A 26,045-nucleotide genomic window follows, 5' to 3' on the forward strand; every position below is an offset into this window, starting at 1 on the left:
CCTAACTGGCCTTACTCAGAGCTGAGCCCTTGTGCATCGCCAAGTGATCGGTCTTATCGCTCTTGATCTCATATTGCGGTTCATCCTCGCTGCAGCGACGAGTGCGGCCCTTGAACTCGGTGTCTTTGGTATAGACCTTGGTGATGGTCCCCTCGACGTGGCCAGCCTCGGAGTTCCACCGGACGTGGTCGCCAACCTTGAAGTTACTCAACTGCTGCTCCTCTACATCGTGAAGTGCTCGTGGGAACAGTCTTGCACTGCGCCGAGCCACAGACCAGACTCGTGCTATCTAGAGTTAGGAATTCACGATGACGTTTTCGGTGCCGCTACCGTCTGATTTGCGGGCTGAGGGCTTGCACCTACGGGCGCTGGAGGACACTGGCTGGCGCCTAGAGTACGACCTCAGTCGTGTTCCAGACGTGCCCCGCTGGACTTTTTATCCCGTGGACATCGATGAGGAAACCGCTCGTCGTCGGATTGTCCGCAGCAAGGAGCGGGATCGGGAGCGTGTGACAGCCAGATACGCGGTGATTGTCGACGGCGTTGCGCTGGGGACGGCGGGTATGGCGTGCGTGGAAGACGCAGAACCCGAAGTGCTTTACGTGTTGTCGCCCAAGGGCGGGATTTCAGCGCGCAGGATCGTCGTCGGGTAGTCAACGGCGCGAGGCGGTTGTGCTGAACCGCTGGATCTGCAAAGCCTCAGAAGGCCGAGCCGGCGATCAGCCGACGATTCGCTTGGCCCGATGAACCGCGTTGCTCAGTTTTGATTGCATGGCGTTCCTGGACATGGCTTGCCTTCCTACCCCGGGTGCATCGAGGACGGTGGCACGCGGTACACGGCCACCAAGGTGGCTCGTTTTCCAGGCCTGCTGTACGTCGGCGCTACTCAGGATGACAACTTCTAGTCGCGGCAGTAACCGAAGTACTGGTCCGAGCGCCTTGATGCCCGCCATTTTATCGCCGGCGGTTGCTTTCCCCTCGACAAAGTAGGGAATCATATTCCACATGAGGACGCCATCGCACAGTCCCGCTTCGTTGCGCTCGTGCCAGCACCGCTCCGCTGCATTGTCCGGGTTATCCACGGAAACGAACCCCGTGCCATCGGATGCGACGACGGCGGCAGGGGGCTGATCCAGGAGCCACAAGACACGAGCCTGGTCACCGGCGTCGGCTGGATCGAAGTTGGGGATGGAAACTGAACGAGTGGAAGCATAGTCCGCTCTCCACTCCTCCAGGCTCTGAATGTGGGGGGCTGTTTCCAGCATTGACCGGCGATTAGCTAGCTCGTCTTCGGATTTCAGGCTTTGGGGAATCGTTGCAAACATATATTCAACACTACCCCGGCTGCGTTATCAGACAATTTCGTAGGGCGGAAGACTCGGGCGTGAACGAGACAGAAATTCTGCGGTGCCCGATCGCGGTTCAGCCATGAATCCAGTCTAGGAGTATCGGTCTGCAGCCCGTGGGCGGCAACAGAACCCGATTTTGTCGGGCAGATCACGGACCTTCTGGTGCCACGCGGGCACTTGATCTGCACGATAGGCGGGGTTCCGGGCGGGTGGGGCCCTTGATCTGCACGATAGGAGGGGTTCCGGACGGGTGGTCACCCGCATAGGTGCTCAACGTCACCGCCACGTCCTATAGTTGTCGATCATCGAACGAAGGACGGAACTGTCATGGTTAAGGTAGTGCTGTTTCATCATATTCAGGGGCTCACGCGGCACGGTCGGGTTTTCGGAAACCATGGAACGCGGAGTCCAGCTGGCAGCTGAGCTACCGGACGACGTCGTCTACGCGGGCTTTTCGCTGGGGGTGATGCCCGCGCAGCAATTGGCGCAGACCAGTCCGGGTGCGCAAGGCGCACTCCTTTTTCATGCGTGCGCTCCGACCAGTGAATTCGGCACTTGGCCAGAAGGAATGCCGGCGCAGATCCACGGGATGAACGCGGATCCGTTTTTCGCCGACGGGGGAGACATTGACGCCGCCAGAGCGCTCGCGGCGGAGGAATCGAACGTCGAGTTGTTCGTGTATCCGGGAAATCAGCACCTTTTTGCAGACAGCTCGCTGGCAGTTTACAACAAAGAGGCAGCGGACCTCGTGAAGCAGCGAATCCTGGCCTTCCTCGATAACCTGTAGATCCGCGACATCGGTCTAGTCAGATGAACGGTGCAGGACAAAAATCCCACCATATGCGGGCTGATCAGCTCGCTGCTTGTCGCTGTCGGTGTAGTCGCTCAACACCTGGTGGATGCGGCCTACGACGTCTTTGAGGTCTTCCTCAGAAAGATGCAGTACAAAGCGCGAAAGGCTCGCGAGCGCGTCCGGTCCAGCGTTGTTCAGCTCTTCCCGAAACGCCTCGACCGGCGCGAGTGGCCCGCCAGAGTTGGCCTTACCGAGGGCGCCCCTGAGATTCCAAGACCGTCCCGTGGACCGGTAGGGTTTCTCCAGGGCCCCGCTGTCTCCCTTGCGGATGTCGGCGGGTTCAAGGAAGCCTGTAGCGAGCAACTGCCGTACGTGGTAAAGCACCGTGCCTGGATCCTGCTCCAGGCGGTCGGCGAGTTGCTTGTTGGTGAGTTCGTGGAGTCCGCACAGGCGCAGGATGCGCAGACGCAGTGGATGCGACAGGGCCTTGATCTCCTGGGCGTTCGCAGTGGGGTTGCGGATCGCTGCGTCCTTCGGTTCCTTAGCCGTCATGCAGCCAAGCGTACGCTGATTTACTGAATTCCATCACCTTGAAAATACTAAATCACTGTGCAAAGGTTCATTTATGACACATAGCGCTGCACGGGCAGCAGTCCAGACTCGTGAGCCTCTCGGGACCCCCTATTGGAAACTGTGGTCGGCTTCCGGGCTATCCAACCTCGCCGATGGCGTCTTCAAGATCGCGCTGCCGCTGATGGCCATTCAGCTCACCCAGTCGCCCACGCTGATTGCCGGCTTGTCCTTCGTGGCATCGCTTCCGTGGCTGCTCTTTGCGTTGACTGCCGGCGCAATAGCTGACCGGCTGGACCGGCGGAAGATCATGCTGGTGGCCAATCTCAGTCGCGCAGTGCTGCCAGCGCTACTGATGGCGGTGATCCTGCTGGATCTCGGCTCTCTCTGGGCCCTCTACGTTGTCGCGCTGATGGTGGGTGTGGCCGAAACGCTCTATGACACGTCCGCACAGTCGATCCTGCCGCAGGTGGTACACCGGGACCAGCTGTCGCGCGCCAACGGCAGGCTCTACGCCGTCGAGCTCACCACCAACCAATTCGTAGGCCCGCCGCTGGGAGGACTGCTGGTGGCTACCGGCGTCGTTGCAGGCCTTGCAGTACCAGCCGCCCTGTGGCTTGCAGCGGTCGGCGCCCTGTTCCTGGTTCCGGGGTCTTTCCGCATAGAGCGGATGGAGAAGACCACGCTGCGGTACGACATTGCAGAGGGGCTACGTTTCCTCTGGAACCAGAAGGTCCTGCGCACCTTGGCGGTGATGACGGGGACCATCAACTTCGCCACCAGCGCGGCGTTTGCCGTATTTGTACTTTTTGCCGTCGGGTCGACGTCGGTCATGAAACTCTCCGAGGTGGGTTTCGGCGTGCTCTTGACGACCACCGCGATTGGCGCCCTGGTCGGCTCGTTCATGGCCGAATGGGCAGAGAAAAAGCTCGGCCGGTCAAAGTCACTGGGGCTCGCGATTGCCAGTGGAGGATTGTTTGTGGGGGCGCCAGCCTTGACCGATAATCCGTACATCCTTGGCGCCTTCTTCTTTGTGGGCGGCGTGCTGATTGTCCTCTGGAACGTGATCACCGTATCGCTTCGTCAACGTATCGCGCCGGCTCGTCTGTTGGGCAGGGTCAACAGTGCCTACCGGCTGCTGGCCTGGGGCACCATGCCATTGGGAGCAGCCGCCGGAGGGCTCCTGGCCCAGTGGCTGGGGCTGCAAGCCATGTTTGGGATCATGGGCGTGCTGACGCTGGCACTGCTCGGGTTGATGCCCCTCCTCACGGACAAGGCGATTGACGCGGCCGACGTCGAATCCTAGGACGGTGGACGGTGGACGGTGGCGGGGCTAACGACCCGCCTTGGAGCGCCGGGCCGCGAGTTTAGCGGCCAGATGTTCTTCGGCGTCGGGCCCTGGCTGAACGCCGGCAGGAACTCTGAAGAAGAAGACGGCACCCAGTACCCACCACAGACCAAAGAGCAGCCATGGCGCCGGGTCCAGAGATGCGGGCATGCCGGGCAGGTAAAGGGCTGTCAGGCCAAGGCAGAGGACGGCCGCGAGGACCCCGATAATCAATCCACCGTTTCCGTTTCCACCGATGCGCAGCGGCCGGTCCATGTCGGGCTCGCGGCGGCGGAGAATCAGGAACGCAACAGCAACCAGGAAGTACGCGATGACAATACTTGGTGAGCCTGAATCCACGAGCCAACCGAGCATTGCCTCGCCAAAGAACGGAGCCAGGATGGACAGCGCACCGATGAACACTACAGCGTTGGCTGGTGTTCTGAAGCGCGGATTTAGCTTCCCGAACCAGGCTGGTAGCATTCGCGAGCGCCCCATCGCGTAGACCAGACGGGACGCGCCGATGAGGAATGAGTTCCACGAGGTCAAGATGCCGGCAAGCCCGCCGGCAACCAGCACTTTGGCCATGATGTCTGTTCCCCAGAGCATGCTCATGGCGTCGGCCGTGGCGAGGTCGGCGCCGGCGAGCCCCGCTACATCCATCGATGACGCGGTGGTGATGACCACCATGATGTACCAGAGGGCCGCCAAGATGACTGAGACCACCACCAGCTTGCCCACCTGCCGTGCCGGGATCTTGACTTCCTCCGCGGACTGCGGAATGACGTCGAATCCCACGAACAGGAACGGTACGACGACGAGGACCGCTATGAAGCCAGCGAAGCCGCCGCTGAACAATGGCTCGAAGTTAGCTGCTTCGCCGCCCACAAATGATCCGGTGACGAGAAGCGCACCGATGACAAGGAGGAAGATGACGGCGAAGGTCTGGGCGGCACTTGCTAATCGGATGCCGAGGATATTCAGCACGGTCAAGAGCACGGCGGCCCCTGCTCCCACCAGCGCCCAGCTCAAATAGACTTCGGAGCCGGCAATCTCCCAGAGCCTTACTTGCTTTAGACTGGGAAACAAGTACAGCGCGGTACGCGGCAGGGCCACGGCCTCGAACGCGACAATGGTGATGTACCCACCGGTAATCGCCCAGGAGCAGATGAAAGCCCAACGCGCACCCATGGCTCGCATGACGTAGTTGTGTTCCCCTCCGGCCAGGGGCATGGCCGAGACGAGTTCTGAGTAGGTGAGACCAACAAGGGCCATGATCACCCCGCCTGCGACAAAAGCTCCGACGGCGCCAAACGTTCCCGCCGATTCCAGCCAACCCCCGGTGAGGACTACCCAGCCAAAGCCGATCATTGCGCCGAAACCTATTGCAAGGGTGTCCCAACTGCCCAGCGCTTTGATCAGAGAAGTGTCCTGCTCACCAGAAACCCTTGGACCGGCTTCACTTTTGCGTTGGGACATGTCCTTCTCCTTGCTCACGGTGGTGGTGGTGTGAAGCCTACTCGTGAGGTAGCTCACGCGCGAGAGGCCGAGCACGAGCAAGGCCATATTCCACTGGTTGGTTTGTTGTTCAACGTGCCGTCGTGACCCGTTGGTACCCCATTGTCGGAGGGGTAACTCCGGGCTTCTAGGGTCGGACACGTCGCGCAAAAAAGCGCGGCACGGAATCTCAACTCTTGGAGATACTAGTGTCTGAAAAAGATCAGCGATCCCACCGCGGGCGTGCCTGCCTCGCGGTGGTCGCCGGAACGGGCCTTCTACTGACATCTCTGCCGGCCATTGCCCATGCGGAAACTGTCGTGGAATCCAACACCTCAGTGCCCGACGACGTCCCCAACCTTCCCAGTGCCGCAAGCCTCGTTACGGAAACCACCATTGAAGCCGAAACCCTCACAGGTTCTGTCAAGGATTCCACAGCCAAGGTCTCCACCGCCGGCCAGTTGGGCAACATCGGATTCTCAGGCGATGAGCGTTTCGTCATTGGCACTGAGAAGGAGCCTGCCAAGGTGGGGCAGAGCGTCACAGCGAGTTTCGACGTAGCGGCAGCGGGAACTTACGCACTGGCTATCGACTCCCTGACAAGTCCAGAAATGGGGGCGTACGACGTGGCGATCAACGGTCAGAGGATCGGTTCCTTCGACGGTTACGGGGCCACGACGAAGGCAACTGCCCAGTTATCGCTTGGGTCCGCGGAGCTCACAGCCGGTGCCAACACCGTGACGTTCACGGTCACTGGGCAGCATGCAGATGCGAGTGCGGCCAAGGCGTCCATCGACGTGATGCACCTGTCCCCGCAGGTCACAAAAGCCGTGATCTTCCCTGGTGAGGAAGCCGTCGTCAAAGGTACACAGAAGATCAGCGCTGCCGGTCCGGCTACTGGCGCCGTTAGCGTTGACGGGGGCCCTGCCACAGAGGTTCCGCGGAACCTCGGCACCGGGTCCGTGGGCCTGGTATTCGACAGCTCCGATTTTCAGGGCAAAACGTTCCCCAACTACGTGGAGGTGGGCGGTGAGCAGATCATCGTGAACAACACCGCCCGCACGGTTGGCGGCCAGTACACGCGTACATCCGCAACCATTCCCGCAGCGCTGTTGACGCCCGGCGAGAACACCATCCGTATCGCAGCAGGGGGATCTCCGGCGAATTGTGGAATCAACTTCGACGATTTCGGTTTGAAGAACGTCGCGTTGCAGTTGGGATCTGGCAAGGTGTTGGATGACAACGCTCAAACCGGCATGGTCGCCATCGGGGATGGTAGCTGCGGCTCCAACACCTCGATCCCCAAGCACCACGACTACACCTTCACCCTCCCCGGTGAAGGAACGGGCATCAACTGGGATCTGGACACCACGAAGCTTACCGACGGCCAGCACACGCTGTCAGTGAAGACCGACGGCGGTGGTGCTGTGTCCAGCCGCATCACGGTGGACAACACCGCGCCGGTCATCGACTCCGTGTCGTTCTCAGAAGGTGAACTGCTCAAAGGTGCCAAACGGCTGGACGTCAAGGTAACCGACGCCGTCACCAAGGTGGACATCACTGCTGAACTGGATGGCGAATCGGTTGAGCCCGGTTCCGTGCTGGACAGCGACGCGCTGTACCTGGGCTCGCACGAACTCGTGGTGACAGCAACGGACGCCGCGAATAACACGACGTCGCACACCATCACCTTCAACTCCGTACCTGAGCGCCCGGTGATTGACGGCGAAGGGTTCCCGCTGGACGGGGCCACCGGCATCAGCACCCGGCCCACCCTGCGCAGTACATGGATGGACCCCACCCGTGAGGACATCACCGTGGACTTCCACGAAGCTCGGCTGAGCGCGCCGTCGTCAGTGATAAACGGTGAGGCAGAGGATCCGGAAAGCGTGAACCCCGGCACTGAAACTACCAAGGCCGGGGCGGCGAAAACCGTGGACGGGAAGTTCGTCGATAGCGTTTCCTCGTCGAAAGTTCCGTACCAGCAGTTTGATCTACCGGTAGCGGGAAAATCGGGTGAATATCTGGAGGCCCGCTGGGACGGTGTGATTGATCCGGAGCGCGACGCCGTCCTGCTTGCGTGGAACATGGCGGACAAGGCGTGGGAGGAGATTGGTCGCGAGCAGGGCCAGCCCGAGGGCAATACGACGGTGCGCGGCACGGTGTCCCGTGATTTTGTTGACACCGGTTCGAATAGTGTCCACCTCATGGTCAAGGGTGCGGACCCATTCCGTATGGTGGCCTCAGATCAGCCGGACAAGGCGTTCAAGGATCCATCGAACTACGCGTTCGCCATGTCATGGATGACGGACACACAGTACCTCAGCGAGGGGGCAACGGATCCCGGCGAGGACAACCAGGTGCCGTACCAGAACGCGTTTGCGGGCATGACGAGCTGGATCGTGGACAACGCAGAGAAGCGCAAGATCGCCTACAGCGCGCACACCGGTGACATTGCGGAGAACTGGAACAACGGCGATGGCACCAATGAGGAGCAACAGGCGCAGGCGACCCGCGAGTTTGAGTTCGCTAGTACTCAGATGAAGAAGCTGGACGACGCTGGCATTCCCAACGGCGTGCTGCCCGGTAACCACGACAACCTTCGTGGTGCGAACGCCGATCTGTACAACACCTACTTCGGTGCCTCCCGCTACGAGGCACTATCGCGGACCACGGACGCACCCTTCTATGGCGATAACCAAGGAGCAGGCGATGACAACACTAACCACTACGATCTGTTCACCGAGGGCGGCCAGGACTTCATCGCGCTCTACCTTGGCTACAACGTGAACCAGACCGAGATGGACTGGGCCAACCGGATCTTGAAGGCTAACAAGGGGCGCAACGCGATCCTGCTGACTCACGACTATCTCAAGCCGAGCCAGAAACCGGACGGCAGCGACGCCCCGCACACCGACGAGGGCGAACGCCTCTTCAAGAATGTTGTGGCGCCCAACGAGAACGTTTTCCTTGTCCTGGCCGGCCACACCCACGGCAATGGCCTGAACATCAAGAAAGATGTCGGCGTGAAGAACCGCAACGTTGTGGAGATGCTCGCAGACCGCCAGTTCTTCCAGATCGACGGCGAGCGGCGTGCCGGTTTTCTCCGGCTGCTGCAGTTCGACACGGACCGCGCAGAGCTGTCAGTCAACACGTACTCGCCTTACCTGGACAATCACAATGCCATTGAATTCGATACCCAGGCCGGGCGCGACTACACGGAATCCGTTGATGAATTTACAGTTCCCATAGATCTGAATTCGCGGACGACAGCGTTCCGCACCGACGCACTTCAGCTCGCCACGGAAGTTCCTCGCGCTATCGGCTCGGATGCAGTGCAGACAGGTGAGGAAGCAACGACACAGTGGAAGGGTCTATCGCCCAATACCCGTTATGGCTGGTTCACACGGGCCTCGGATCAGGACACTGGCACGCAGGTTTCACCGGTATTCACGTTCACCACGGGCGAGCGTGGGAATGGCGGAAAAGACGGCGGCAAGGACCAGTCGCGTCCGGGAATGGACGATCCCCGCTACAAGAACACGAAAGAACGCTTCCGCGTAGCCTCGCAGGACGGCTAGGAAGAAGCGACTCACAAAAGCGCCTGGCCGAGCACCACTTGGCCAGGCGCTTTCGCGCGTTGACGGGTCGACGGCAGCCAGGCCGAGCAATCAGGGCGCCACGAACTCGCCCTGCACCACCCGTCCCAGCAGTTCGGTAAGCAGATCGACGCCGGCGAGCATGTCCTCATCGCTGGTCAGCTCGCGCTCGTTGTGTGAGATCCCATCTACGCTGGGGACAAAGAGCATGATCGTTGGCACCATGTCCTTCATATTGGTGGAGTCATGGCCCGCCAGAGTGCGAACCACTCCATGGGAGAGTCCGAGTGCATCGGCGCTCGCCGCGGCCAGAGTCATGCCCGCTTCGTCGTAGGCTTTGGCCGCCCAGATGTGTTCGGCTCCGCGCTCGATTCGCACGTTCGCAGAGGCTTCGATGGCGGCAACCCGGCGATGCAGTTCGGCATCCGCGGCGGCGAGGACTTCGGGGTCCGTTGATCGGAGATCCACGAGCAGGTTGACGCGGCTGGCAACGACGACGGGGGAGTTGGGGAACACGGTGAATTCACCGCAGGACGTGATGACCATGTGCTCTTCCGTGCTGAACTGGTGGGCAATATCTCGCGCGGCAACCACCAGTTCCGCGGCGCCGAGCAGGGCATCATGGCGGTCCGCGATCACCGTGGCGCCGGTGTGCGCCTGCTCTCCGTGAACTATGAATTCGTACTTGTTGGCACCCCACGTGGATTCGACGAGACCAATGCTCAGTCCGTTGTCCTCCAGCGAGCGGCCCTGTTCAATATGAATTTCCAGGTACGCCGCGACGTCGAGCCGGTAATCGCCCCGGGTTCCCAGGGCGTTCAACGCAGTCTCCACCGTGACCCCGTTCGGGTCTGTGGTTTCCAACGCCTGCTGGGCAGGGATCTTCCCCGTAAATACTGAGCTGCCCATCATGGACGGCTTGAACCGACAGCCCTCCTCATTGAACCAGTTGATGACGACGATGTTGAACGCCGGTTCCGCGCCTCCGGAATTCAACAAATCCCGAAGACGAAGGGCGGCATGTGCCCCGGCCAACACGCCGTAGGCACCGTCGAAACGGCCGCCCAGAGGCTGTGAATCCAGGTGCGACCCAACGGCTATATACGGCGCACCGGGCACTGTCTCCAGCAGTGCAAACTGATTCCCGACGTCGTCGTAATGGACCTCGAAGCCGTGGCCTTCCACCAGTCCGCGGAACCAGTGGCGGGTCTGGCCGTCAGCGATCGTTCCGGCCTGCCGGTCCACACCGCCACCGGCGGTTGCACCGATAGCGCTCATGGAGCGGAAATCTGAGAGGAAGTTCGGCGTGCTCATTCTGGTACTCCGTTGGTAGCGCGGTAGGTGAACTGGCCTCCCATGATGGTGGCGACGACGTCGAGGTCGGCAATATTGGAAGCCGTCAGCGGGTCACCGGACAGAATCGCGAAGTCCGCCAGCTTCCCACACTCCAGAGTGCCCTTCTCAGCGAGCAGCCCGGTCGCTTGAGCGGCCCACTCGGTGTACGTGCGCAGCGCCTCCTCGGGGGTGAGTCCTTCGCTGGGATCTCCCAGAACCGCGCCGTCGTCGGTGGTTCGGTCAACCCAGGACTGCAGGGCGCGTCGAACGTTGTTATCCGCCACGGGAAGATCCGAGCTGCCAGCGACGGTGATGCCAGCGTCCACCAGAGACCGCCCGCGGTAGAGCCACGAAACACGGTCGGGACCGACCAACTCAATGAACTGATCACCGAGCGGCCCAATGAAGGCGGCCTGAGGCGCGACGGCGATCCCCGCCCGGGCAACCGGCTCCAGCTGGTCCGGCCGTGCGATGCCGAAGTGCTCGATCCTGTTCGGCAGGGCATTGAGTCCGTATCGATCCTGGCAACCGGTAATAATGTCTGTGGCGAGATCGATCGCCGCGTCGCCGATAGCATGCAGTGCAATCGGCCAGCCCGCCCTATAGGCCGCGTCCACCCGATCGCGGAAGTTCTGCGGGTTGCCCAACAGGTAACCGCTGTTGTGGGGGTGACCGCAATAGTCCTCCGTAACAGCCGCGGTTTTGCCCAGCAGGGAACCATCGAGGAAGACCTTCGCCGGGCCCAGAGACAACCATTCGTTCCCGAATCCACTGGGCAGGCCGAGGTCGAATCCGAGTCCCTCTCCCCGGCCATGCATATCGGCTTCGTTTCCATGGATGGGCCGCAGGGCATCGAGCGCGGGCATGAGTTGCGCCCGGCAATGCAACCGACCGTCGGCCTGTGCGGTTTGGTACGCCTGCAGCTCTATGGGGCTGTGGCCAATCCAACCACCGCCGATTCCGGCTTCGGTGAAGCTTGTGATGCCCTCGGCGGCGTACCGGGTGGTGGCGTCGTCGAGCGCTGTCACAATCTGCTCCGTGGAGTAAGGAAGCAGGAGGTTCTGCACTAGTGACTGCGCGGCCTCCTCAATGATTCCCGTCGGTTGGCCGTCGGCGTCGCGCAGCACGGCCCCGCCTTCCGGGTCCTCAAATCCCGGCTCAAAGACGCCGGCCAGACGCAGCGTGGCCGTGTTCGTGATGGACAGGTGACCAGAAACATGACGCAAATACAGGGGCCGGTCACCAGTGATGGCATCCAACCTGTCGATACTCGGAAACTTTCCACCGTGGTTCTTGTGATTGAACCCCGTTCCCTTGATCCATGCGCCCGGCTCATCGTGGAGCCGTTCAACTTCGGCCTCCAGCCGTGTGTACAGCTCGTCGAGTCCACGGGCAGTGTCCAGATCGACGGCGCTCAGACCAAGCCCCCACCACGTGGTGTGGCAGTGGGCGTCAATGAAACCGGGAACCACGGTGGCACCGTTCAGGTGTTCAACCTGGTGAGCTGAGCACCCCTCGAGGTCCTGATCAAAGCCCACGATCCGGCCATTGAGCACACCGACGCTGCGAGCAGTGGGGTGCTCCCGGTCCATCGTGAGGATATTGGCGTCCTTGAGGATCAGGTCCAGTTTCATGCGGTTACCCCCTGATCGATGGTATTGGCGGACGACGGCGGCAGGATCTCCGGGTCGAGGAGGATATGCAGCAACGATGGCACCCCGCTGGCGAGTGCCCGCAGGAGCGCAGCTTCGACGTCGGCCGTTGCCTCCACCGTCTCGCCGTGGCCTCCGAAGGACCGCATGAGTGCAGCGAAATTCGGGTTGGTGGCCGCTGTACCGGAGGGTCGTCCCGGGTAGTGGAGGCGCTGGTGGGCAGCGATAGTGGCGTAGATTCCGTTATCGACGACGACGATCAGCGGTGCTGTCCCGTAGGCAAAGGCAGCGGTAATTTCTTGTGGGTTCATCAGGAAATCGCCATCACCACAAATGGCGACGGACTGCCGCTGCGGAAAGATCAGGGAGGCGGCGACGACGGCCGGAACCCCAGCGCCCATGGCCCCGTTTCGTGATCCCACGAGTGAATGGGGAACGTTGTGGCTGAGGTAGCGGTGTCCCCACAGCGTCGCGTTGCCCGCGCCATAGGTGACGACCCGCTCTTCGGGAACCACCCGGTCCATGATCTGGAACGCTACGGTGAGGTCCATCGGCCCGTCGTTTGTCCCGGTGGTTGCGTAACGTTGCTGGTCGTGCGCAAGTTGCGTCATCCACTGAGCGTCGCGGTCCCCGTGAATCGAGTCGGCGGACGGGAGCGCTGCCACGAACGACGCCGGCGTGGCAACGATCTGCAGGTCGATCCGGCCAGCGTGCATCACGGCATCTGGGTCTGGAAGCACCAGGATCGTTTCGACGTCGAAACCGCGCGTATAGCTATCGCTCATCACATCCGACCGCCCACAGCCGATGAACAACAGCAGGTCAGCTTCATCCAACTGCGCGGCAAGGGTGTCTGCCCGCCCATACCCGAGCCAGCCGGCCCACGCCGTCGAGTCTTGAGGAACGGCGTCGTGCGCTCGCCAGTCAGAAGCCACAGGAATGTGCGAGGCTTCGGCCCATCGCATTAGCCGTGAGCCGGCGTCGCCGTCCCAACCGTCACCGCCGACGATCACCAATGGTTTCTTCGCCTCGGCCAAACGCGTGGCGGCGTCCTGGACCAGCGTGTCTGCAACAGCGACCGGGGCAACCGGGAGAGGAGCCACCGGCTCGGCATCGGTCATGCGGCGCAGCACATCTTCGGGGAGCCCAACGACCACGGGACCGGGCCGGCCGGACGCGGCTGTGCGCATCGCATCGGCAACCACCTCGGCGGCACGGTGTTCGTCGTCGAGCATCAGTACCTTCTTGGCCGTGGTCCCAAACCAGCCTGAAAGGTTGAATTCCTGAAAGGAATCCCTACCCCGGTCCGCCACCGGAATCAGTCCCACAAAGAGGACGATCGCCGTCGCATCCTGCCAGGCAGTGTGAACGGAAATCATGGCGTTCGCGGCGCCGGGACCACGCGTCACCATGGCGATGCCAGGGGTTCCCGTCAGCCGCCCCTCGGCCAGAGCCATGAACCCGGCGCCACCCTCGTGACGGGCAACAACCGTTTCGATGGGCGAGTCATACAAGCCGTCAAGAACGTCCAGAAAGCTTTCTCCAGGAACCGAATAGACACGCAGGACGCCGTGCGCTTCAAGTTCCCGGACGATCAGATGGCCAGCAGACTGCGGCATGGAATCTCCTCTACTTACGAAAATTGTCAGTGCTTGAAATCGGGTAGGTCAACGCTCATACGCGGTGCGATGACGCCGGCAACAGCGGTAAATAGGGAGAGGAACACCAGAATGGCAGCTGCGGGCCACCAATGGTCTCCCGCCGCAGCAACCAGCGCGATGGCCAGCAGGGGAATGAACCCGCTCACCATGCCGGCAACGTTCTGGGCAAAGCCCACACCGGTGTACCGGGTGGACGCGGGGAAGAGGCCGGTGAGGACTGTGCCGGACGCAGCATACGGGAAGGACAGGGTGGCGACGGCGAGGGTCATAGCGAGCACTACCACTACCGGATTGCGGCTCTCCAGCAGCATGAACGCGGGGACGGCCACCGCTGCGGAGAGGAGCCCGCCGTAGATGATGACCTTGCTCGCACCGAAGCGTTCGGCCAGTCTGCCACCGGTGATGAGTACAGGAATTTCGACGACGGCGGCCACCAGAGTACCGAAGAGCATCAGAGAGGCACTGTGGCCCAGAACTGTGGTGCCGTAGTACACCACGAAGGCGGTCACCAGGTAGAAGCCGCCGACACCGAGCAGAGCCGCAGCCATACCAACGATGATGTGCTTCCAACTATCCCGCAGTACGGTCCTGATGGGGGTAGGTTCCGTTTCACCTGACTCCATCAGTTCCTTGAACACTGGCGATTCATCCAACCGCGATCGGATGTACAGGGCCACGAGCAGCATGGGGAACGCGGCAAGGAACGGGATCCTCCAGCCAAAGGAGCTGAAGTTCTCCTGTGAGAAGTACAGGGTCATCAGGAAAAATCCACCCGAGGACAGGATGGTGCCGATCGGGGATCCGATCTGGGGCAGGGCCGCGTACCGTGCACGCCGTTTAAGCGGAGCATTCTCGACAACGATGGTCATGGCGCCAGACCATTCACCGCCCACAAACAGGCCCTGGAAGATGCGAAGCAGCACCAGCAGAATCGGTGCCGCTATGCCGATGGCCCCGTAATCGGGCAGGAGGCCGATCAGCCCAGTGACTGCACCAATGCCGACGATGGTGATCAGGAGCGTCTTCCTCCGGCCGATTCTGTCGCCCATGGCACCGAAGAACATGCCCCCGAGCGGGCGGGCAACGAGCCCGACGCCGAACGTGGCGAAGGAGGCCATCGCTGCTGCTGTTGGGTCGTCGTTAATGAAGTAGTGGACGTTGAAGATCAGTGCCGCTGCTGCGCTGAACAGGAAGAAGTCATACCATTCCATCGCAGTGCCCACGAGGGCGCCGACGGCAACCTTGGTGGCTTCTTTGTCTGAGAGGGTACGGGTTGTCCCGGCCTCTATAGTGCCGCTGTTCTGGTGCGGCCGGGTGCTCGCGTCGTGGTTACTCATGGTGCCTCCGCGTGGGGGACGGCCGGGCCAAAACGATCCGGACCGTGGGACCATTCCATCATGACAAAGTGACGCGGGTCACGGGGTGTGAAAAGAAAACGAAAAACACCCTCATTTTGGGCAAATGCACATAAAGTAGGCAAATGACTCCACTTTCTGGCGTAACCAACAGTTGTTTGGCTCAATCTGAGGACGCGCGCTGGCATCAACTGCTCAACGGGCTCGACGTTGCCGAGCTCACCGAGACATTCCTCGAACGTGTGCTGACCGTGGCGGACTACAGCGACGCGATCCTGCCCGTCAACGAGATCCGTCGCACTGGGACGGCTTCATTCAGTGCGCTGATCGACCGGCTGCACGGACCTCACGGTCCGACGCAGACGCAGAGCCCCGGCTTCGATCAAGCCGCGGATGTCGGCGTCTCCAGGGCCCGCGCCAACATTCCCATCGAATCACTGATGACCGCCATCCGCCTGGACTTCTCCATTCTCTGGGCTGAACTGACCGCACTGGCCGATCCTGGGGACGCCGCCCTCCTGGTGGACCACGCCGAACAGGTATGGCTCGTCGTCGACTCCTACGCCAGTCAGACCCAAGCCGCCTACGTTGCCGAACGGCAGCGCATGCTCACCGAAGCGTCCTCCATCCGGCAGGGCTATGTCGCGGCCATCTTCGGGCAGGAACAATCGGGGCCGGACATGCTGGCGCGGATTGCTGAAGGGATCGGGATCGACGTCGACTCACCACTGGGAGTCGCCGTCGCCCTCGGGGACGTGGCGCCGGCCCTCCGCGTTGCCGTCGCGCTCGCTGCCCGCAGCGGCAACGAGCCGTTGACGCACCCGCTCGGAGACGGCCTGGTGGCTTTCTGGGTTGCTGATCAGAGTCCGGGGTCTTCCGGGCAGAAGACAGTCGCGGCCATGCGTCACCTGAGGTGCGGGTTGGTGGAGCGCACGGAAGGTTTGGCATCGCTGGCTGCTGCGGCGAGGTTCGCGCGGGAGCTTGCAGGCCTACTGGAGGAGCGGGATGAGGGCGCGCTGACCCTTGAGCGGTCGTGGACCCGGATTGCTCGGCTACGTCTGGCCGACGCCGGCATGCCGGTTGTTGCCGACGTCGAGCGCGCGCTGGCGGGCTGCGGCCGTACCGAGCGGGACCGTCTTGTTGACGCGGTGCGCGCGTACCTCGCCACGGGCAGCGTCAGTGAGTCCGCGCAACAGCTGTACTGCCATCGCAACACCCTCATGAACAGGCTGCGCCGCTTTACTGAAGTGACGGGAATCGACCCGACCATTCCTGCGCAAGCGGCGCGGCTGGTGGTTGCTTGGTTCTAAGCGGTGCCTAGTGTTCAGTGCTGCCTACGGCTGCCAGGTCATGAGCACGACGACGACCACCAGGAGGAGGTTTAGCACCGGGGCATCGCCGATATCGAAATCGACTACGCAGTAGTTGCTCTTCTCACGTCGTGAAAACCGCATCTACTGCACAGTCGATCCAGCGGTACGGAAAATACTTGACAAAGTGGAAAGTACTTTCTAGGTTTGAGGTAAGAACAACCGAACCACAAGAATAAGGAGCAGGACCATGAATGAGTCGATGAGTGCGGAGAACGCCAGAGGAATGCTCCAACAGGCGGACCAACTCGGTGCTTCAGCTCGAACGGGAGCAGGCTGGCCGCAGATCACCATGTTGTTGGGGATAGGGGCCATTTCATCCTTGAGCCTGATTAGCTTCGGCTTGGCGGCGCGTATCTCGGATGCAGCGGTAACGGTTCCCCTGATCGCGATGATGATCTGGCTCGGCATCTTCATGGCAACCGGCCTGTTCTTCGGCAGAAGTGTCAAGAAGGGGTTCGGGCCGCGATGGATCACCTATATCGCTATCTGGGGCGTCCTCTGGGTGTTGAGTGTCTCGCTTGGAGGGTTCGTCTTCCAGGACCAGATGTGGTTCTACGTACTGTGCGCCGCACTGATTGCCGTGGTCACAACAGCCTGCTCCTGGTATGAGGCCCGGCGATGAGCACTCACAACAGACCAGCCCCCGTGCATCCGCGGCATCAACTGAACAACGTCCTCATGCATCCGGTGCGGTTCTCCATCATGGCGGCATTGGCACATACCGAAACAGACTTTCGTACCCTGCGGGATCATCTGCAGGTCAGCGATTCCGTGCTGAGCAAGCAGGCCACAGCCCTTGAAGCTGCTCTGCTCATAAAAATCCGAAAGGGTTACATCGGCAAGCGCCCCCGGACGTGGCTGCGCACAACGCCGGAGGGGGACAGTGCTTGGACCAGTCACCTTGCGGCGCTCCGGGAAATCGCGGGCGCCGACGCGCTACCCCCGGGCCTCTAGCCTCCGCCCTAGCCACCACCTCATCGACTCTGCAGTAGATGCTCTTCTCATGCCTCGAAAACCGCATCTACTGCAGAGTCGATGCGGACGCAGCGAGTTTCGTCAACGTGTTGATGTTGCGGACGGTCATGGGACCCGCGGCGCGGGGGAGCGCAAACTTCGACTGCCCCATTCCGTCCGGGTAGTGAGTGTAGATTTCGCGTCTGCCCGCGACCACCTCTTCATGACCGGGGGTTCGGATGCCTTCCAGGATAGTTGAATCCACGGGTGTCCCGCTGAGCGCAACACCAACTCTGGCTCCGGGTGCGTCCGGAAACGGATTCGCATCAACAATGTGGCGTAGCTCTTCTGCGGAGCGGATGACTACGTCAACGGGTGTGCCCAGATGGGCGGCCAGCGCATCTTCGAGCAGTACCCGGATTTCTTCCTCAGGAAGGTCCGAAGAAAATAACAGGTTCCCGCTCTGGATATATGTCCGCACATCCTGAAAGCCGATGGTCGTAGCGATCTCACGCAGCTCGGCCATGGGCAGTTTTCCCGTGCCGCCCACGTTCACTGCGCGCAGTATCGCCACCCAGGGGTGGTTCACGCTTCCTTCGGCGGCAACGCTTCGTGGTGCCGCCGTCCATGGGTGCGGCGGTCTTCTTTCATCTCCGCTTCGAACAGATGCCGCTTCCCATCGGCGAGCTGATGACGCGCAGCTTTCTCCGCGGCTTTGAACTCCGCGTAGTAGCCGTCGTCATAATCTTCAACCATCTGGAAAGTCCAGCGGCCGTGGATGACGTTGCGGCCCACGATGTCTTGCTGCAGTGTGTCAGCTAGCTCGTGGTGCCCCGCTTCGCGGAAGAGATCCACCGCCTCGCCGAGGGCCAGGTCAGCCATCCCGGTCAGCCGATGGAAGCCGTATAAGTAGCCGCGTGCGTGTTCCACCGTTTCGAGCGCTTCGGAGAGTTTACCCAGAGCCTCGACGGATCTATCGGTCAGCGCGGCTGGACGCTGGTGTTCGGCGTCGGGCCCGTCTTCTGAAAAAGTTGCCATGCATCAAACACTAGGCGTTCGGAACAACATTCTGAATAGGTCCCTGCAGATGGCCGTCGACGGCTCGTACCGGCACAGTCCGGTGGATGGCGCGGCGGTCTGCCATGCGAACAACCAACCACCCGTAGGCACCCAGAGTCAGTACTGATACGAGGAGCGCGATTGGCTGCACGGTGGTGGCGTTGACGTCCGCGAGTCCCACGGAGCCGAGAAGGAAAATTGTCACATTGTTGATCACATGGGCGGCGATCGCCGCTTCAAGGCCGCCCGTCCGCCAGGTGATCCAGCCCGCGAAAATGGCGAAAAGTGCGATGTCGATTTGTCCGAGCGGCTCATACGCGTGGCCAAGGACAAACAGGGGGACAGGCAGCAAAATCGCAAAGGCAGGATGCTTCAGCCATCCACCGATGGTCTGCATCAGGTACCCCCGAAATACGTACTCCTCGGCGGTCGCTTGGATGGGCACCAGTAGCAACGTCATGATCAACAGTGGCAGGAAGGTCCCGGCATCGAAGCCTGGAGCTGAGAGTTCCTCCCCAGCACCCGAGGGCAGCATCAGCGTGAGGCCGAAACTGAGACCGTAGATCACGACGGCGAGGCCTCCACACCGCATCAACCATTTCCAGCGAAGCCTGCCGACAACGGAGGACAGGGTACCGAGCGGACGTGGACCCGTGATGAGGGTCGCGAGGATGATCGACGGAAGCATGAGGATCACGGAGACCATGGCGAACCCGAAGGTCAACGGATCGCTGAGATCCAGTTCTGCCATGCGCTCCAGAGCGGAAAGCCCTTCGCCTGTGGTGAAGGCAATGGCCAGCAGTGTGCCGATGAGCAGAAGGGTGAAGGCCAAGAAGAATGTCACGGCCAGCGCAGCGGTGAGTAGCGGTTTCCACCAGCGGTAGCCGGGCCAGGACCTGGCGGCGCGGTGATACGGGGTGGCCGAGACAGCGGCGATGTCCGTGGATTCCGTTTTCAGTTCAGGTCCTTGTCCTCATGAGGGGGGCGGATCAGGGTGTACTTTTTCGTGGGGGTGGCTCGGCGACTGCTTTCTTTGTCGACGCAGGAGAAACAGGGCAACGAGACCAATGAGCAGCACCACCGCGACGGCGATGGTGCCCCACACCAACAACGCTTTGGCGTTTTCCCCATTGGCGTCCGCCAGCGGGAAAGCGTAGACGTTGGAGTCTTGGCTACCCACGATGACCGAGTTGTTGACGATGATCGGACCGGCCGGTGCCAGTTTACCCTCGAGCTGATGGGACCCCTGCTCTTCGCCGCTTTCTGCGCTGAGGCCATGGATTTCGCCGTCGGTGTTGCCGAAGTACACCACACCGTCTTTGGCTACCGGTGCGCCTTTGACGGTGCCAGAGTCGAACTGCCACAGCCTTTCGCCAGTCATCAGGTCGTAGGAGTAGAAAGTTTTAGTGGTGGGGCTGCCCACAAAAACGTTGCTGTTATAGATCATTGGTGCCCCGGACTTGTTGTTCGGTTTGGGTTTCCCCTTGCCCAGGGTGTCTTTCCACAGGACGCTGCCGTCAGAAGTGTTGACGCCGTAGATCGTGTGCGTGAACTCGCCTTCCTCCCGGTTCTGGTCTTCCGGCACGGCTTCAATGGCCGTGGTGACCAGCACGCTGTCGTGCACCGCCGGTGGAACATCGTCCATGCCGTAGAGCGTCTCTGGAAAGTCGGATTGCCAGAGGATCTTGTTGGATCCGGTGTCATAGGCGGTGATGCTGAAGCCGGGCGGCGGATGCCCTGCGCCGAAGTACAAGATTCCGTCTTTGAGAGCGGGGGAGGACATGCTCACCGCGGAACCGATGTCGGTCCGGCTCTGCTCCTTACCGGTTTCAGGGTCGATTTGGTACAGGTTGTGGTCACCGGTGACCACATAAACGGACCCGTTGGCGAATGCGGGTGTCGGCATCACCTCGCCGTCGGTCTTGAAGTCCCAGATGATGCGGCCGGTTTCTGCCTCTAGTGCCAGAACACCGCTCTCTCCCGTGCCGCGGAACTTCTTGTTCTCCTGGGGGAAACGGTTGCCGTACCCAACAAAGACCGTCCCGTCCCGGTAGATCATCTCCGAATGTACCCAGTTGGGCGCCTGGTTGTGCCAGATTTCCTCGCCCGTCGTCAGATCGAACGCAAAAAGGTCACCCGAATCGTGATTTCCCACGAAGAGCCGGTTTCCAACCACAACAGGTGTAGCACGCACCTGATCGTTCGTTGCGTACGTGACCTCGCCAAGATCTTTCAATGCGGTATTGACGACGACGGCGTTCTTATCTGCGCTCAACCGGTACTGTGTCCATTCCTGCGACGACGACGACGGCGACGGCAGCGGCGCGCTAATGATGGTGGCCGGTGCGAAAACCATCAGCAGGGCCAGAATCACAGACGCGGTTCGTTTGATCATGAGACTATTTTTTGGACTTCTTATGCTTGCGGTTAAAGATCAAAGCGAGGGCGATGGCCGCCATCCAGGAGTCCTTCGCTACGGCAATCCCGTCCTGAGAAGGGCGGATGCCGTCTTCCTCGGTCAGTTCTGGTGTCTTGAAGTACATGGTCAGCAGTCCACCGGAGAACGCTGCGAGCGCGAGCCCCGCGAGCCTGCTGGGCACAAATGGTGCCAGCAGCATGGCACCGACCGTTATTTCCGCCGCACTGAGCGCCTTGCCAAATTTCTCCGGTTCCAGCTTGCCTGCCTGGGGGAATGCGTTGCTGGCCATGCCTTGTAGATATCCGGCGGTGTCCTTGTCGAGGTTCAGCTTCGAGACCCCCGAGTTGAGGATGAATGCGCCGGTGGCCAGTCGGAGTGGGAGGTGGGATAGCTTCATGGTGTTCCCTTCGGTTTTAGGAGAATTCCCTTCGAGCGTACGTTCCTGGTGCAGGTTGGTCCAGCGCCTGTGAAAAGGTTCCGTTCGATAGTTTCCCGACTTGCCGGTTGTTGTACACCAAGAATTTACCGTGCTCTGGTTGTATGTGACGTACAGAGTGCCAGAAGACCAGCTATCGAGAAGGTCACCATGGAATACCGGACGGCCGAGCATCCACGGTCGCAGCATTTTCTTCTTCACATGTCCGATACTCATTTGCTCGCAGGAGCTGCGCCGTTGTACGGCGCAGTGGACAGCGAGGCAAGGCTGCGGCGCATCTTTGAGGAGCTAGAGGCTTCCGGGGTCCATCCGGAAGCCATTTTGTTCACCGGCGACCTTGCGGACAAGGGCGAGCCGGAAGCCTACGCAAAACTTCGTTCTATCGTTGAGCCTGCGGCCCTGAAGCTCGGGGCGCAGGTCATCTGGGCCATGGGGAATCACGACGACCGCAGTGCCTTCCGTGTTGGGCTGCTGGATGAGAGGGCCAGCACAGGTCCTATTGACAGGACGTATTGGGTGGGGGGCCTTCGCGTTATCACCCTTGATTCCACGGTTCCAGGCCATCATCACGGTCATCTCTCCGGTGCGCAGCTGTCGTGGCTGGCCACCGAGCTGGCCATGCCGGCTCCCATGGGCACCATTCTGGCGCTGCACCATCCTCCGGTGCCGAGTGTTCAGGATCTGGCTGTCCTCGTGGAGCTGCGAGATCAGGCCAGCTTGGCCGACGTCGTGCGGGGAACCGATGTTCGTGGCATTTTGGCTGGCCATCTCCACTATTCGACGTCGGCCACATTTGCCGGTATTCCGGTGTCAGTTGCCTCAGCCACCTGCTACACGCAGGATCTCACGTACGACGCCGGCGGCACCCGAGGTCAGGACGGCGCCCAGTCTTACAATCTGGTGCATGTTTACCCAGAAACCATTGTCCATTCTGTGGTGTCAGTTGGTTCTTATGGAACAGTGGGCACTGCCGTGAGCCGCGAGGAGACTCAGCGGCGCCTGGAGGCGCACGGTGTGCGAATTCCAGGTGCATCCGTGCTGATACCGGTTTAGACTATTTTTCCCAGGGAGCTTTGAGCGGGAAATACTTCTCCAGGAAATCCGTCACGAGATGAGCCCGTTCCTCCGCGGCAACCTCCGGAAAGCTGCCGTCATTGAGGCAGAAGCAGTCGCGGTGCCGCTTTGCCAAAAGCTTCCGCAGACTCTTGAGCCCCGAGTAAGTGGTGGTGTCCACATAGCCCACCTTCGCTGATTCCTGGGTGACTGCCCTGCCTGTGAGCAGTGCGTAGTAGTGGTACAGCGAATTGGTGACCGAGATGTTGTCTTTGGCACGGAAGCGCGAGGCCGCCGTGGAAGCAAACTCGGCTGCGAACTCTTCTTCCATCTCCAGCAGCACGCTCTTGCGCAGAGGAGCGGCGCAGTGCTCCAGATGGCGCGTGGTGATCCGGCCGAACCTCTCGTGCAGTAGACGGCGATTAACGCGGGCCGCGTTTTCAAAGCCGCTCCGTTCGGCGTCATTGTCGCCAAGCCCAATGCGCGTCTCTGCCTGAATGAACTTGGTGATTCCGCCGGGGGAGAAAAACAATCCGGGGCTGACGGGCCGGCCAAAGAACATGTCGTCGTTGGAGTAGAGGAAATGCTCGGATAATCCGGGAATATGCTGCAGCTGACTCTCGACGGCCTGCGAGTTATGCGTGGGCAGCACCGATGAATCTCGGAAGTGCTCTTCGGAGGGCACCAGAGTCACTGCTGGATGGTCGGCGAGCCAGTCCGGCCGAGCGGAATCGGTGGCAATGAAAATGCGCCGGATCCACGGAGCGAACATGTACACCGAACGTAGCGCGTATTTGAGTTCGTTGATCTGGCGGAAACGCGCCTCGTTGTCGTCTCCCTCGCCCACGATGACGCCCTGCATGCGTGCTGCCCGTGCTGCCTGATACTCCGGGGAGCTTCCATCAACCCACGAGAACACCATGTCGATGTCGAAGTCGATGTCTGTTGCATGGTCCGCGAACATGTTGTCGATCGTTGGCCACGTGAGGCCGTGGCGCTCTACGGTTCCCCGGACCATTTCCGAGGCATCAATCGAGCGGCGCGTCAGCGAATTTTCCATGGGCAGGATCATCAGCTCACCGGCCCGCTCCCAGAACTCCACCTGTACCCCCGCAGATGGGCCGTAGACCAGTTCACCAAAGGGCTCAATCCGTGGCCGAAATAATCTGAAGATGCGTGCCATGCCACTTCGTGAGAAGATTCCGTCGGCCACCAAGCGGGTGGAACGGCCCTTGGTGTCCACGGTCCGGACGTAGAACGGCTCGTTGGCGCAGGCCGTGACGAGCGCGTCGCGGAACGCATCTGATTCCTGAAGGTCAACCGCGATGACGGGACGCGCATCGTTGCCGCGGACCAGAAGGTAGCCGATTCCGGCGTTGTCGAGGACGGTGCGGATGAACAGCAGATCCTCCACCATGGCATCGTTCGGTGTCAGGTCACGATTGATGAGGGCAAAACGGCCTTTGACCAGCATCAGGTCACTGCGACTGCGGAACCGTTGTTCCGCTGCGCTGGACACTGTCTCGAAAGCCTCTTGCTCTGGCCCTGGTTCCGGGGCTCCAAAGTAGGCGTCCTGCTGCGCGACTGAGTTCGTGATGGATGCCTCCAAAATATGTGGGTGTACGTCCTTCCAATGGTAAAGGCACGCGCAAAATCCTGGGCTGCGCCAACACACAGACGCGTGGCCCAAGTGCAGGTGCGTGGTGCGGAAACCACGTACCTGCACCTAGGCCACGCGTTTGCGTAGGCTAAGCGCCGCCGGCCTAGGTCAGCGGCGGTCTCTGCCGTCGTCGTCCACGCCCTCTGCTTCGATCCTTTCCTTGCGAACTTCCTCGTTGACGTGCGCTTCATCGGTCACGGTTTCCTTGTCCAAGCGCACTCGCTCCGCGGGGACAGTCTCCTTTTCCACCACGGGGCGTTCCTCGTTCAGGACAACCTCATGTTCCTCTTCGCTGAGCTCTGCCCCGGATGAGGCGTTCCCACGGTTGGCGTCAGTGATCGGTTCACGCTCCACCCGGACCTCTTCGTGGCTGACCGGTACGGTCGTCTCCACGTCTTCCGTCACCACGTACTTGCGCAGTCGCGCCCGGCCGGTCTCGTGTTTCTCTGTGCCAACATGCAGTTCCTCTTCGGACCGTGTCATTGCCTCGTCGGTGTTGGGCCCAGATGTGTCATGTCCGTCATCGCGGTTCCGGTCGTCGGCGTCGGTGCCGAAATCGTCGTCGCTCAGGTGCGTCCCCGTGCGTTCGCCGCGCATATCGTCCGTTCCGGTTGTGACGCCGGAGTACGTTCCGGCGGCTGCCGAGCGGGTGTCGTTGCCGGTATCACTGTCGGTGTCAGTACCAGTGTCGGTGCCAGTACCAACACCATAGTGCTTGTAGAGTCGGTCTTCCTCTTCGGGGGAGAGCTGTGAATCAGCTTCCATCCTTGGAGCGTCCTTCACCTGGTCCTTGTCATACGGGACACGAACGTCATTTCCGTCCACTGTGGCCTCTGACAGCGGAACAAAGGATTCTGAGGAGCCGAAAAGTCCAGTCTTGGCGGTAACCCAGCTGGGGTTTCCGGAATCGTCGTCGACGTAAAACTGGCCGATGGAACCGATCTTGTGACCGTCGGTCCCGACCAGATGTCCACCATTGTTGAGAATTTCTTCAATGTTCTGTTGGGTAATCATTGTCTACTCCTGACTCAGTGTGACGGCGTGGCTGATGGTGGGACCAGCATAGACACGATCAACCAGCAAATAACAGCATACTTAGCAAACTACGTCGATGGTGTTCTCTTGTTACTGACCACGTTCATCCACAACTGACAGTCGCCTGCGAGCTAGGGTAAACAGGTGACAACAGGACTGCTCATCGCCATCATCGTGGCCATCTTCCTGGGATCCACCACTCAGCGCATCGCCGGAATTGGCTTCGCCATGCTGATCGTGCCCTTCCTCGTCCTGATGCTTGGACCCCACGAAGGCGTGCTGCTGGTGAACATCTGCGGCGTTGTCTCCTCCGCCATCATCACTGTGCGCGTCTGGAAAGACATCGACTGGAGCATGTTCCGGTGGTTGACGCTACCCTCAGCGCTCGGATCGATACCGGGATCATTCGCGGCCGTCTACCTGCCCGCCGCTCCGCTGGCCGTGACCGTCGGCGCTGTGGTCCTCGCCGCCCTGACTATCTCGCTGCTGTTGCAACGCTCCACCATCGTCCTGACCGGTAACCTCCCCAAGGCGACGGCGGGCGTGGCCGCGGGACTGACCAACTCCATGGCAGGCGTCGGCGGTCCGGCCGTCAGCGTCTACGCGCTCCTGGCCCGCTGGCCTCAACGCCCCTTCGCGGCCACCCTGCAGCCGTTCTTCGTTGTCATAGGACTAGTCACTCTCGTCACAAAAATTACGCTGGCACCCGGTCAAGTGCCGCCCATCCCGCCATGGGCATGGATTGGAATTGCGCTTGCCATTAGCGCCGGCATCTTTGTCGGCGAAAGGCTTGCCCGCCACATCCGTGATAACCACGCACGCTTCGCCGTCATCGTCATAGCCTTCATCGGCGCGGCAACCGCATTCGTCAAGGGCATCACCGACCTCCTGGCTTGAACTTGCCCAAAGGGGCGCGTG

The 26,045-nt window shown here is 61.0% G+C and carries 24 protein-coding genes; 9 read left to right on the forward strand and 15 right to left on the reverse strand.

What is annotated here, in order from left to right:
• Nucleotide 1: 1 nt before the first annotated feature.
• Entirely contained in the window at nt 2-211 is a 210-nt protein-coding gene (locus JOE65_RS05565; protein WP_205162290.1) for a hypervirulence associated TUDOR domain-containing protein, read from the reverse strand.
• A gap of 97 nt (nt 212-308) precedes the next feature.
• On the opposite strand from JOE65_RS05565, the gene JOE65_RS05570 reads away from it, so the two are divergent.
• Entirely contained in the window at nt 309-653 is a 345-nt protein-coding gene (locus JOE65_RS05570) for a GNAT family N-acetyltransferase (protein WP_205162291.1), read from the forward strand.
• Nucleotides 654-719: 66 nt separating this feature from the next.
• On the opposite strand, the gene JOE65_RS05575 is transcribed toward JOE65_RS05570, so the two are convergent.
• The gene (locus JOE65_RS05575; RefSeq protein ID WP_205162292.1) at nt 720-1,325 is read right to left on the reverse strand and encodes a uracil-DNA glycosylase family protein; all 606 of its coding nucleotides are present in this window, start codon (nt 1,323-1,325) and stop codon (nt 720-722) included.
• A 418-nt stretch (nt 1,326-1,743) separates the two neighbouring features.
• On the opposite strand from JOE65_RS05575, the gene JOE65_RS05580 reads away from it, so the two are divergent.
• Nucleotides 1,744-2,136 carry a dienelactone hydrolase family protein gene (locus tag JOE65_RS05580; protein WP_239536627.1) on the forward strand — a complete coding sequence of 131 codons (393 nt, stop codon included), beginning with the start codon at nt 1,744-1,746 and terminating at the stop codon, nt 2,134-2,136.
• 15 nt (nt 2,137-2,151) lie between these two features.
• On the opposite strand, the gene JOE65_RS05585 is transcribed toward JOE65_RS05580, so the two are convergent.
• Nucleotides 2,152-2,694 carry an ArsR/SmtB family transcription factor gene (locus JOE65_RS05585; RefSeq protein ID WP_205162293.1) on the reverse strand — a complete coding sequence of 181 codons (543 nt, stop codon included), beginning with the start codon at nt 2,692-2,694 and terminating at the stop codon, nt 2,152-2,154.
• Nucleotides 2,695-2,767: 73 nt separating this feature from the next.
• On the opposite strand from JOE65_RS05585, the gene JOE65_RS05590 reads away from it, so the two are divergent.
• Nucleotides 2,768-4,018 (forward strand): MFS transporter, encoded by a 1,251-nt coding sequence (locus JOE65_RS05590; RefSeq protein ID WP_205162294.1) that lies wholly within the window; start codon nt 2,768-2,770, stop codon nt 4,016-4,018.
• Between the two features lie 27 nt (nt 4,019-4,045).
• On the opposite strand, the gene JOE65_RS05595 is transcribed toward JOE65_RS05590, so the two are convergent.
• The gene (locus JOE65_RS05595) at nt 4,046-5,518 is read right to left on the reverse strand and encodes an APC family permease (RefSeq protein WP_205162295.1); all 1,473 of its coding nucleotides are present in this window, start codon (nt 5,516-5,518) and stop codon (nt 4,046-4,048) included.
• A 227-nt stretch (nt 5,519-5,745) separates the two neighbouring features.
• Here JOE65_RS05595 and JOE65_RS15455 point away from each other — a divergent pair, with 227 nt between their 5' ends.
• Nucleotides 5,746-9,117 carry a metallophosphoesterase gene (locus JOE65_RS15455; protein WP_205162296.1) on the forward strand — a complete coding sequence of 1,124 codons (3,372 nt, stop codon included), beginning with the start codon at nt 5,746-5,748 and terminating at the stop codon, nt 9,115-9,117.
• A 90-nt stretch (nt 9,118-9,207) separates the two neighbouring features.
• Here JOE65_RS15455 and JOE65_RS05605 read toward each other — a convergent pair whose 3' ends face one another.
• The 4 genes from JOE65_RS05605 to JOE65_RS05620 are packed head-to-tail and all read right to left on the reverse strand — an operon-like array spanning nt 9,208 to nt 15,120.
• On the reverse strand, nt 9,208-10,449 hold the full coding sequence (locus JOE65_RS05605) for a M20 family metallo-hydrolase (RefSeq protein WP_205162297.1): 1,242 nt from the start codon (nt 10,447-10,449) through the stop codon (nt 9,208-9,210).
• Entirely contained in the window at nt 10,446-12,104 is a 1,659-nt protein-coding gene (locus JOE65_RS05610) for an amidohydrolase (protein ID WP_205162298.1), read from the reverse strand. The genes JOE65_RS05605 and JOE65_RS05610 overlap by 4 nt, the downstream gene beginning before the upstream one ends.
• On the reverse strand, nt 12,101-13,741 hold the full coding sequence (locus JOE65_RS05615; protein ID WP_205162299.1) for a thiamine pyrophosphate-dependent enzyme: 1,641 nt from the start codon (nt 13,739-13,741) through the stop codon (nt 12,101-12,103). The genes JOE65_RS05610 and JOE65_RS05615 overlap by 4 nt, the downstream gene beginning before the upstream one ends.
• Nucleotides 13,742-13,767: 26 nt before the next feature.
• The gene (locus JOE65_RS05620) at nt 13,768-15,120 is read right to left on the reverse strand and encodes an MFS transporter (protein WP_205162300.1); all 1,353 of its coding nucleotides are present in this window, start codon (nt 15,118-15,120) and stop codon (nt 13,768-13,770) included.
• A 143-nt stretch (nt 15,121-15,263) separates the two neighbouring features.
• On the opposite strand from JOE65_RS05620, the gene JOE65_RS05625 reads away from it, so the two are divergent.
• The 3 genes from JOE65_RS05625 to JOE65_RS05635 all read left to right on the forward strand — a co-directional run bounded on the left by JOE65_RS05625 (nt 15,264) and on the right by JOE65_RS05635 (nt 17,465).
• Nucleotides 15,264-16,448: a helix-turn-helix domain-containing protein gene (locus JOE65_RS05625; RefSeq protein ID WP_205162301.1), complete on the forward strand. Its 1,185-nt coding sequence runs from the start codon at nt 15,264-15,266 to the stop codon at nt 16,446-16,448.
• Between the two features lie 250 nt (nt 16,449-16,698).
• On the forward strand, nt 16,699-17,133 hold the full coding sequence (locus JOE65_RS05630; protein ID WP_205162302.1) for a hypothetical protein: 435 nt from the start codon (nt 16,699-16,701) through the stop codon (nt 17,131-17,133).
• On the forward strand, nt 17,130-17,465 hold the full coding sequence (locus JOE65_RS05635) for a winged helix-turn-helix domain-containing protein (RefSeq protein WP_205162303.1): 336 nt from the start codon (nt 17,130-17,132) through the stop codon (nt 17,463-17,465). Before JOE65_RS05630 ends, JOE65_RS05635 begins: the two co-directional genes overlap by 4 nt.
• A 67-nt stretch (nt 17,466-17,532) precedes the next feature.
• On the opposite strand, the gene JOE65_RS05640 is transcribed toward JOE65_RS05635, so the two are convergent.
• The 5 genes from JOE65_RS05640 to JOE65_RS05660 form a co-directional block, all read right to left on the reverse strand.
• Nucleotides 17,533-18,054 carry a DUF1697 domain-containing protein gene (locus JOE65_RS05640; protein ID WP_205162304.1) on the reverse strand — a complete coding sequence of 174 codons (522 nt, stop codon included), beginning with the start codon at nt 18,052-18,054 and terminating at the stop codon, nt 17,533-17,535.
• Nucleotides 18,051-18,503, reverse strand: coding sequence for a hypothetical protein (locus JOE65_RS05645; RefSeq protein WP_205162305.1), 453 nt, complete (start codon nt 18,501-18,503; stop codon nt 18,051-18,053). The genes JOE65_RS05640 and JOE65_RS05645 overlap by 4 nt, the downstream gene beginning before the upstream one ends.
• 10 nt (nt 18,504-18,513) lie before the next feature.
• On the reverse strand, nt 18,514-19,368 hold the full coding sequence (locus JOE65_RS05650) for a CPBP family intramembrane glutamic endopeptidase (protein WP_338021552.1): 855 nt from the start codon (nt 19,366-19,368) through the stop codon (nt 18,514-18,516).
• Between the two features lie 129 nt (nt 19,369-19,497).
• Nucleotides 19,498-20,919 carry an outer membrane protein assembly factor BamB family protein gene (locus JOE65_RS05655; RefSeq protein ID WP_205162306.1) on the reverse strand — a complete coding sequence of 474 codons (1,422 nt, stop codon included), beginning with the start codon at nt 20,917-20,919 and terminating at the stop codon, nt 19,498-19,500.
• A 4-nt stretch (nt 20,920-20,923) separates the two neighbouring features.
• Complete coding sequence (locus tag JOE65_RS05660) at nt 20,924-21,340, reverse strand: DoxX family membrane protein (protein WP_205162307.1); 417 nt, start codon at nt 21,338-21,340, stop codon at nt 20,924-20,926.
• 189 nt (nt 21,341-21,529) lie between these two features.
• On the opposite strand from JOE65_RS05660, the gene JOE65_RS05665 reads away from it, so the two are divergent.
• Nucleotides 21,530-22,432, forward strand: a complete 903-nt coding sequence (locus tag JOE65_RS05665; RefSeq protein ID WP_205162308.1) for a phosphodiesterase — start codon at nt 21,530-21,532, stop codon at nt 22,430-22,432.
• A 1-nt stretch (nt 22,433) separates the two neighbouring features.
• Here the strand turns inward: JOE65_RS05665 and JOE65_RS05670 are convergent, their stop codons facing one another.
• The gene (locus JOE65_RS05670) at nt 22,434-23,906 is read right to left on the reverse strand and encodes a stealth family protein (RefSeq protein WP_239536895.1); all 1,473 of its coding nucleotides are present in this window, start codon (nt 23,904-23,906) and stop codon (nt 22,434-22,436) included.
• 294 nt (nt 23,907-24,200) lie between these two features.
• The gene (locus JOE65_RS05675) at nt 24,201-25,106 is read right to left on the reverse strand and encodes a YsnF/AvaK domain-containing protein (RefSeq protein WP_205162309.1); all 906 of its coding nucleotides are present in this window, start codon (nt 25,104-25,106) and stop codon (nt 24,201-24,203) included.
• A 165-nt stretch (nt 25,107-25,271) separates the two neighbouring features.
• Between JOE65_RS05675 and JOE65_RS05680 the strand changes: the two genes are divergently transcribed.
• Nucleotides 25,272-26,024, forward strand: coding sequence for a TSUP family transporter (locus tag JOE65_RS05680; protein WP_205162310.1), 753 nt, complete (start codon nt 25,272-25,274; stop codon nt 26,022-26,024).
• The last annotated feature ends 21 nt before the right edge of the window (nt 26,025-26,045 follow it).

Source organism: Arthrobacter roseus (assembly GCF_016907875.1).
GTDB lineage: Bacteria > Actinomycetota > Actinomycetes > Actinomycetales > Micrococcaceae > Arthrobacter_J > Arthrobacter_J roseus.

Excerpts from the sequence above, each read along its gene's own strand:
- JOE65_RS05570 (WP_205162291.1), top strand. The coding sequence starts at position 309 with ATGACGTTTTCGGTGCCGCTACCGTCTGATTTGCGGGCTGAGGGCTTG.
- JOE65_RS05575 (WP_205162292.1), bottom strand. The coding sequence starts at position 1,325 with ATGTTTGCAACGATTCCCCAAAGCCTGAAATCCGAAGACGAGCTAGCT.
- JOE65_RS05580 (WP_239536627.1), top strand. The coding sequence starts at position 1,744 with ATGGAACGCGGAGTCCAGCTGGCAGCTGAGCTACCGGACGACGTCGTC.
- JOE65_RS05585 (WP_205162293.1), bottom strand. The coding sequence starts at position 2,694 with ATGACGGCTAAGGAACCGAAGGACGCAGCGATCCGCAACCCCACTGCG.
- JOE65_RS05590 (WP_205162294.1), top strand. The coding sequence starts at position 2,768 with ATGACACATAGCGCTGCACGGGCAGCAGTCCAGACTCGTGAGCCTCTC.
- JOE65_RS05595 (WP_205162295.1), bottom strand. The coding sequence starts at position 5,518 with ATGTCCCAACGCAAAAGTGAAGCCGGTCCAAGGGTTTCTGGTGAGCAG.
- JOE65_RS05605 (WP_205162297.1), bottom strand. The coding sequence starts at position 10,449 with ATGAGCACGCCGAACTTCCTCTCAGATTTCCGCTCCATGAGCGCTATC.
- JOE65_RS05610 (WP_205162298.1), bottom strand. The coding sequence starts at position 12,104 with ATGAAACTGGACCTGATCCTCAAGGACGCCAATATCCTCACGATGGAC.
- JOE65_RS05615 (WP_205162299.1), bottom strand. The coding sequence starts at position 13,741 with ATGCCGCAGTCTGCTGGCCATCTGATCGTCCGGGAACTTGAAGCGCAC.
- JOE65_RS05620 (WP_205162300.1), bottom strand. The coding sequence starts at position 15,120 with ATGAGTAACCACGACGCGAGCACCCGGCCGCACCAGAACAGCGGCACT.
- JOE65_RS05625 (WP_205162301.1), top strand. The coding sequence starts at position 15,264 with ATGACTCCACTTTCTGGCGTAACCAACAGTTGTTTGGCTCAATCTGAG.
- JOE65_RS05630 (WP_205162302.1), top strand. The coding sequence starts at position 16,699 with ATGAATGAGTCGATGAGTGCGGAGAACGCCAGAGGAATGCTCCAACAG.
- JOE65_RS05635 (WP_205162303.1), top strand. The coding sequence starts at position 17,130 with ATGAGCACTCACAACAGACCAGCCCCCGTGCATCCGCGGCATCAACTG.
- JOE65_RS05645 (WP_205162305.1), bottom strand. The coding sequence starts at position 18,503 with ATGGCAACTTTTTCAGAAGACGGGCCCGACGCCGAACACCAGCGTCCA.
- JOE65_RS05655 (WP_205162306.1), bottom strand. The coding sequence starts at position 20,919 with ATGATCAAACGAACCGCGTCTGTGATTCTGGCCCTGCTGATGGTTTTC.
- JOE65_RS05660 (WP_205162307.1), bottom strand. The coding sequence starts at position 21,340 with ATGAAGCTATCCCACCTCCCACTCCGACTGGCCACCGGCGCATTCATC.
- JOE65_RS05665 (WP_205162308.1), top strand. The coding sequence starts at position 21,530 with ATGGAATACCGGACGGCCGAGCATCCACGGTCGCAGCATTTTCTTCTT.
- JOE65_RS05670 (WP_239536895.1), bottom strand. The coding sequence starts at position 23,906 with ATGCTGGTCAAAGGCCGTTTTGCCCTCATCAATCGTGACCTGACACCG.
- JOE65_RS05675 (WP_205162309.1), bottom strand. The coding sequence starts at position 25,106 with ATGATTACCCAACAGAACATTGAAGAAATTCTCAACAATGGTGGACAT.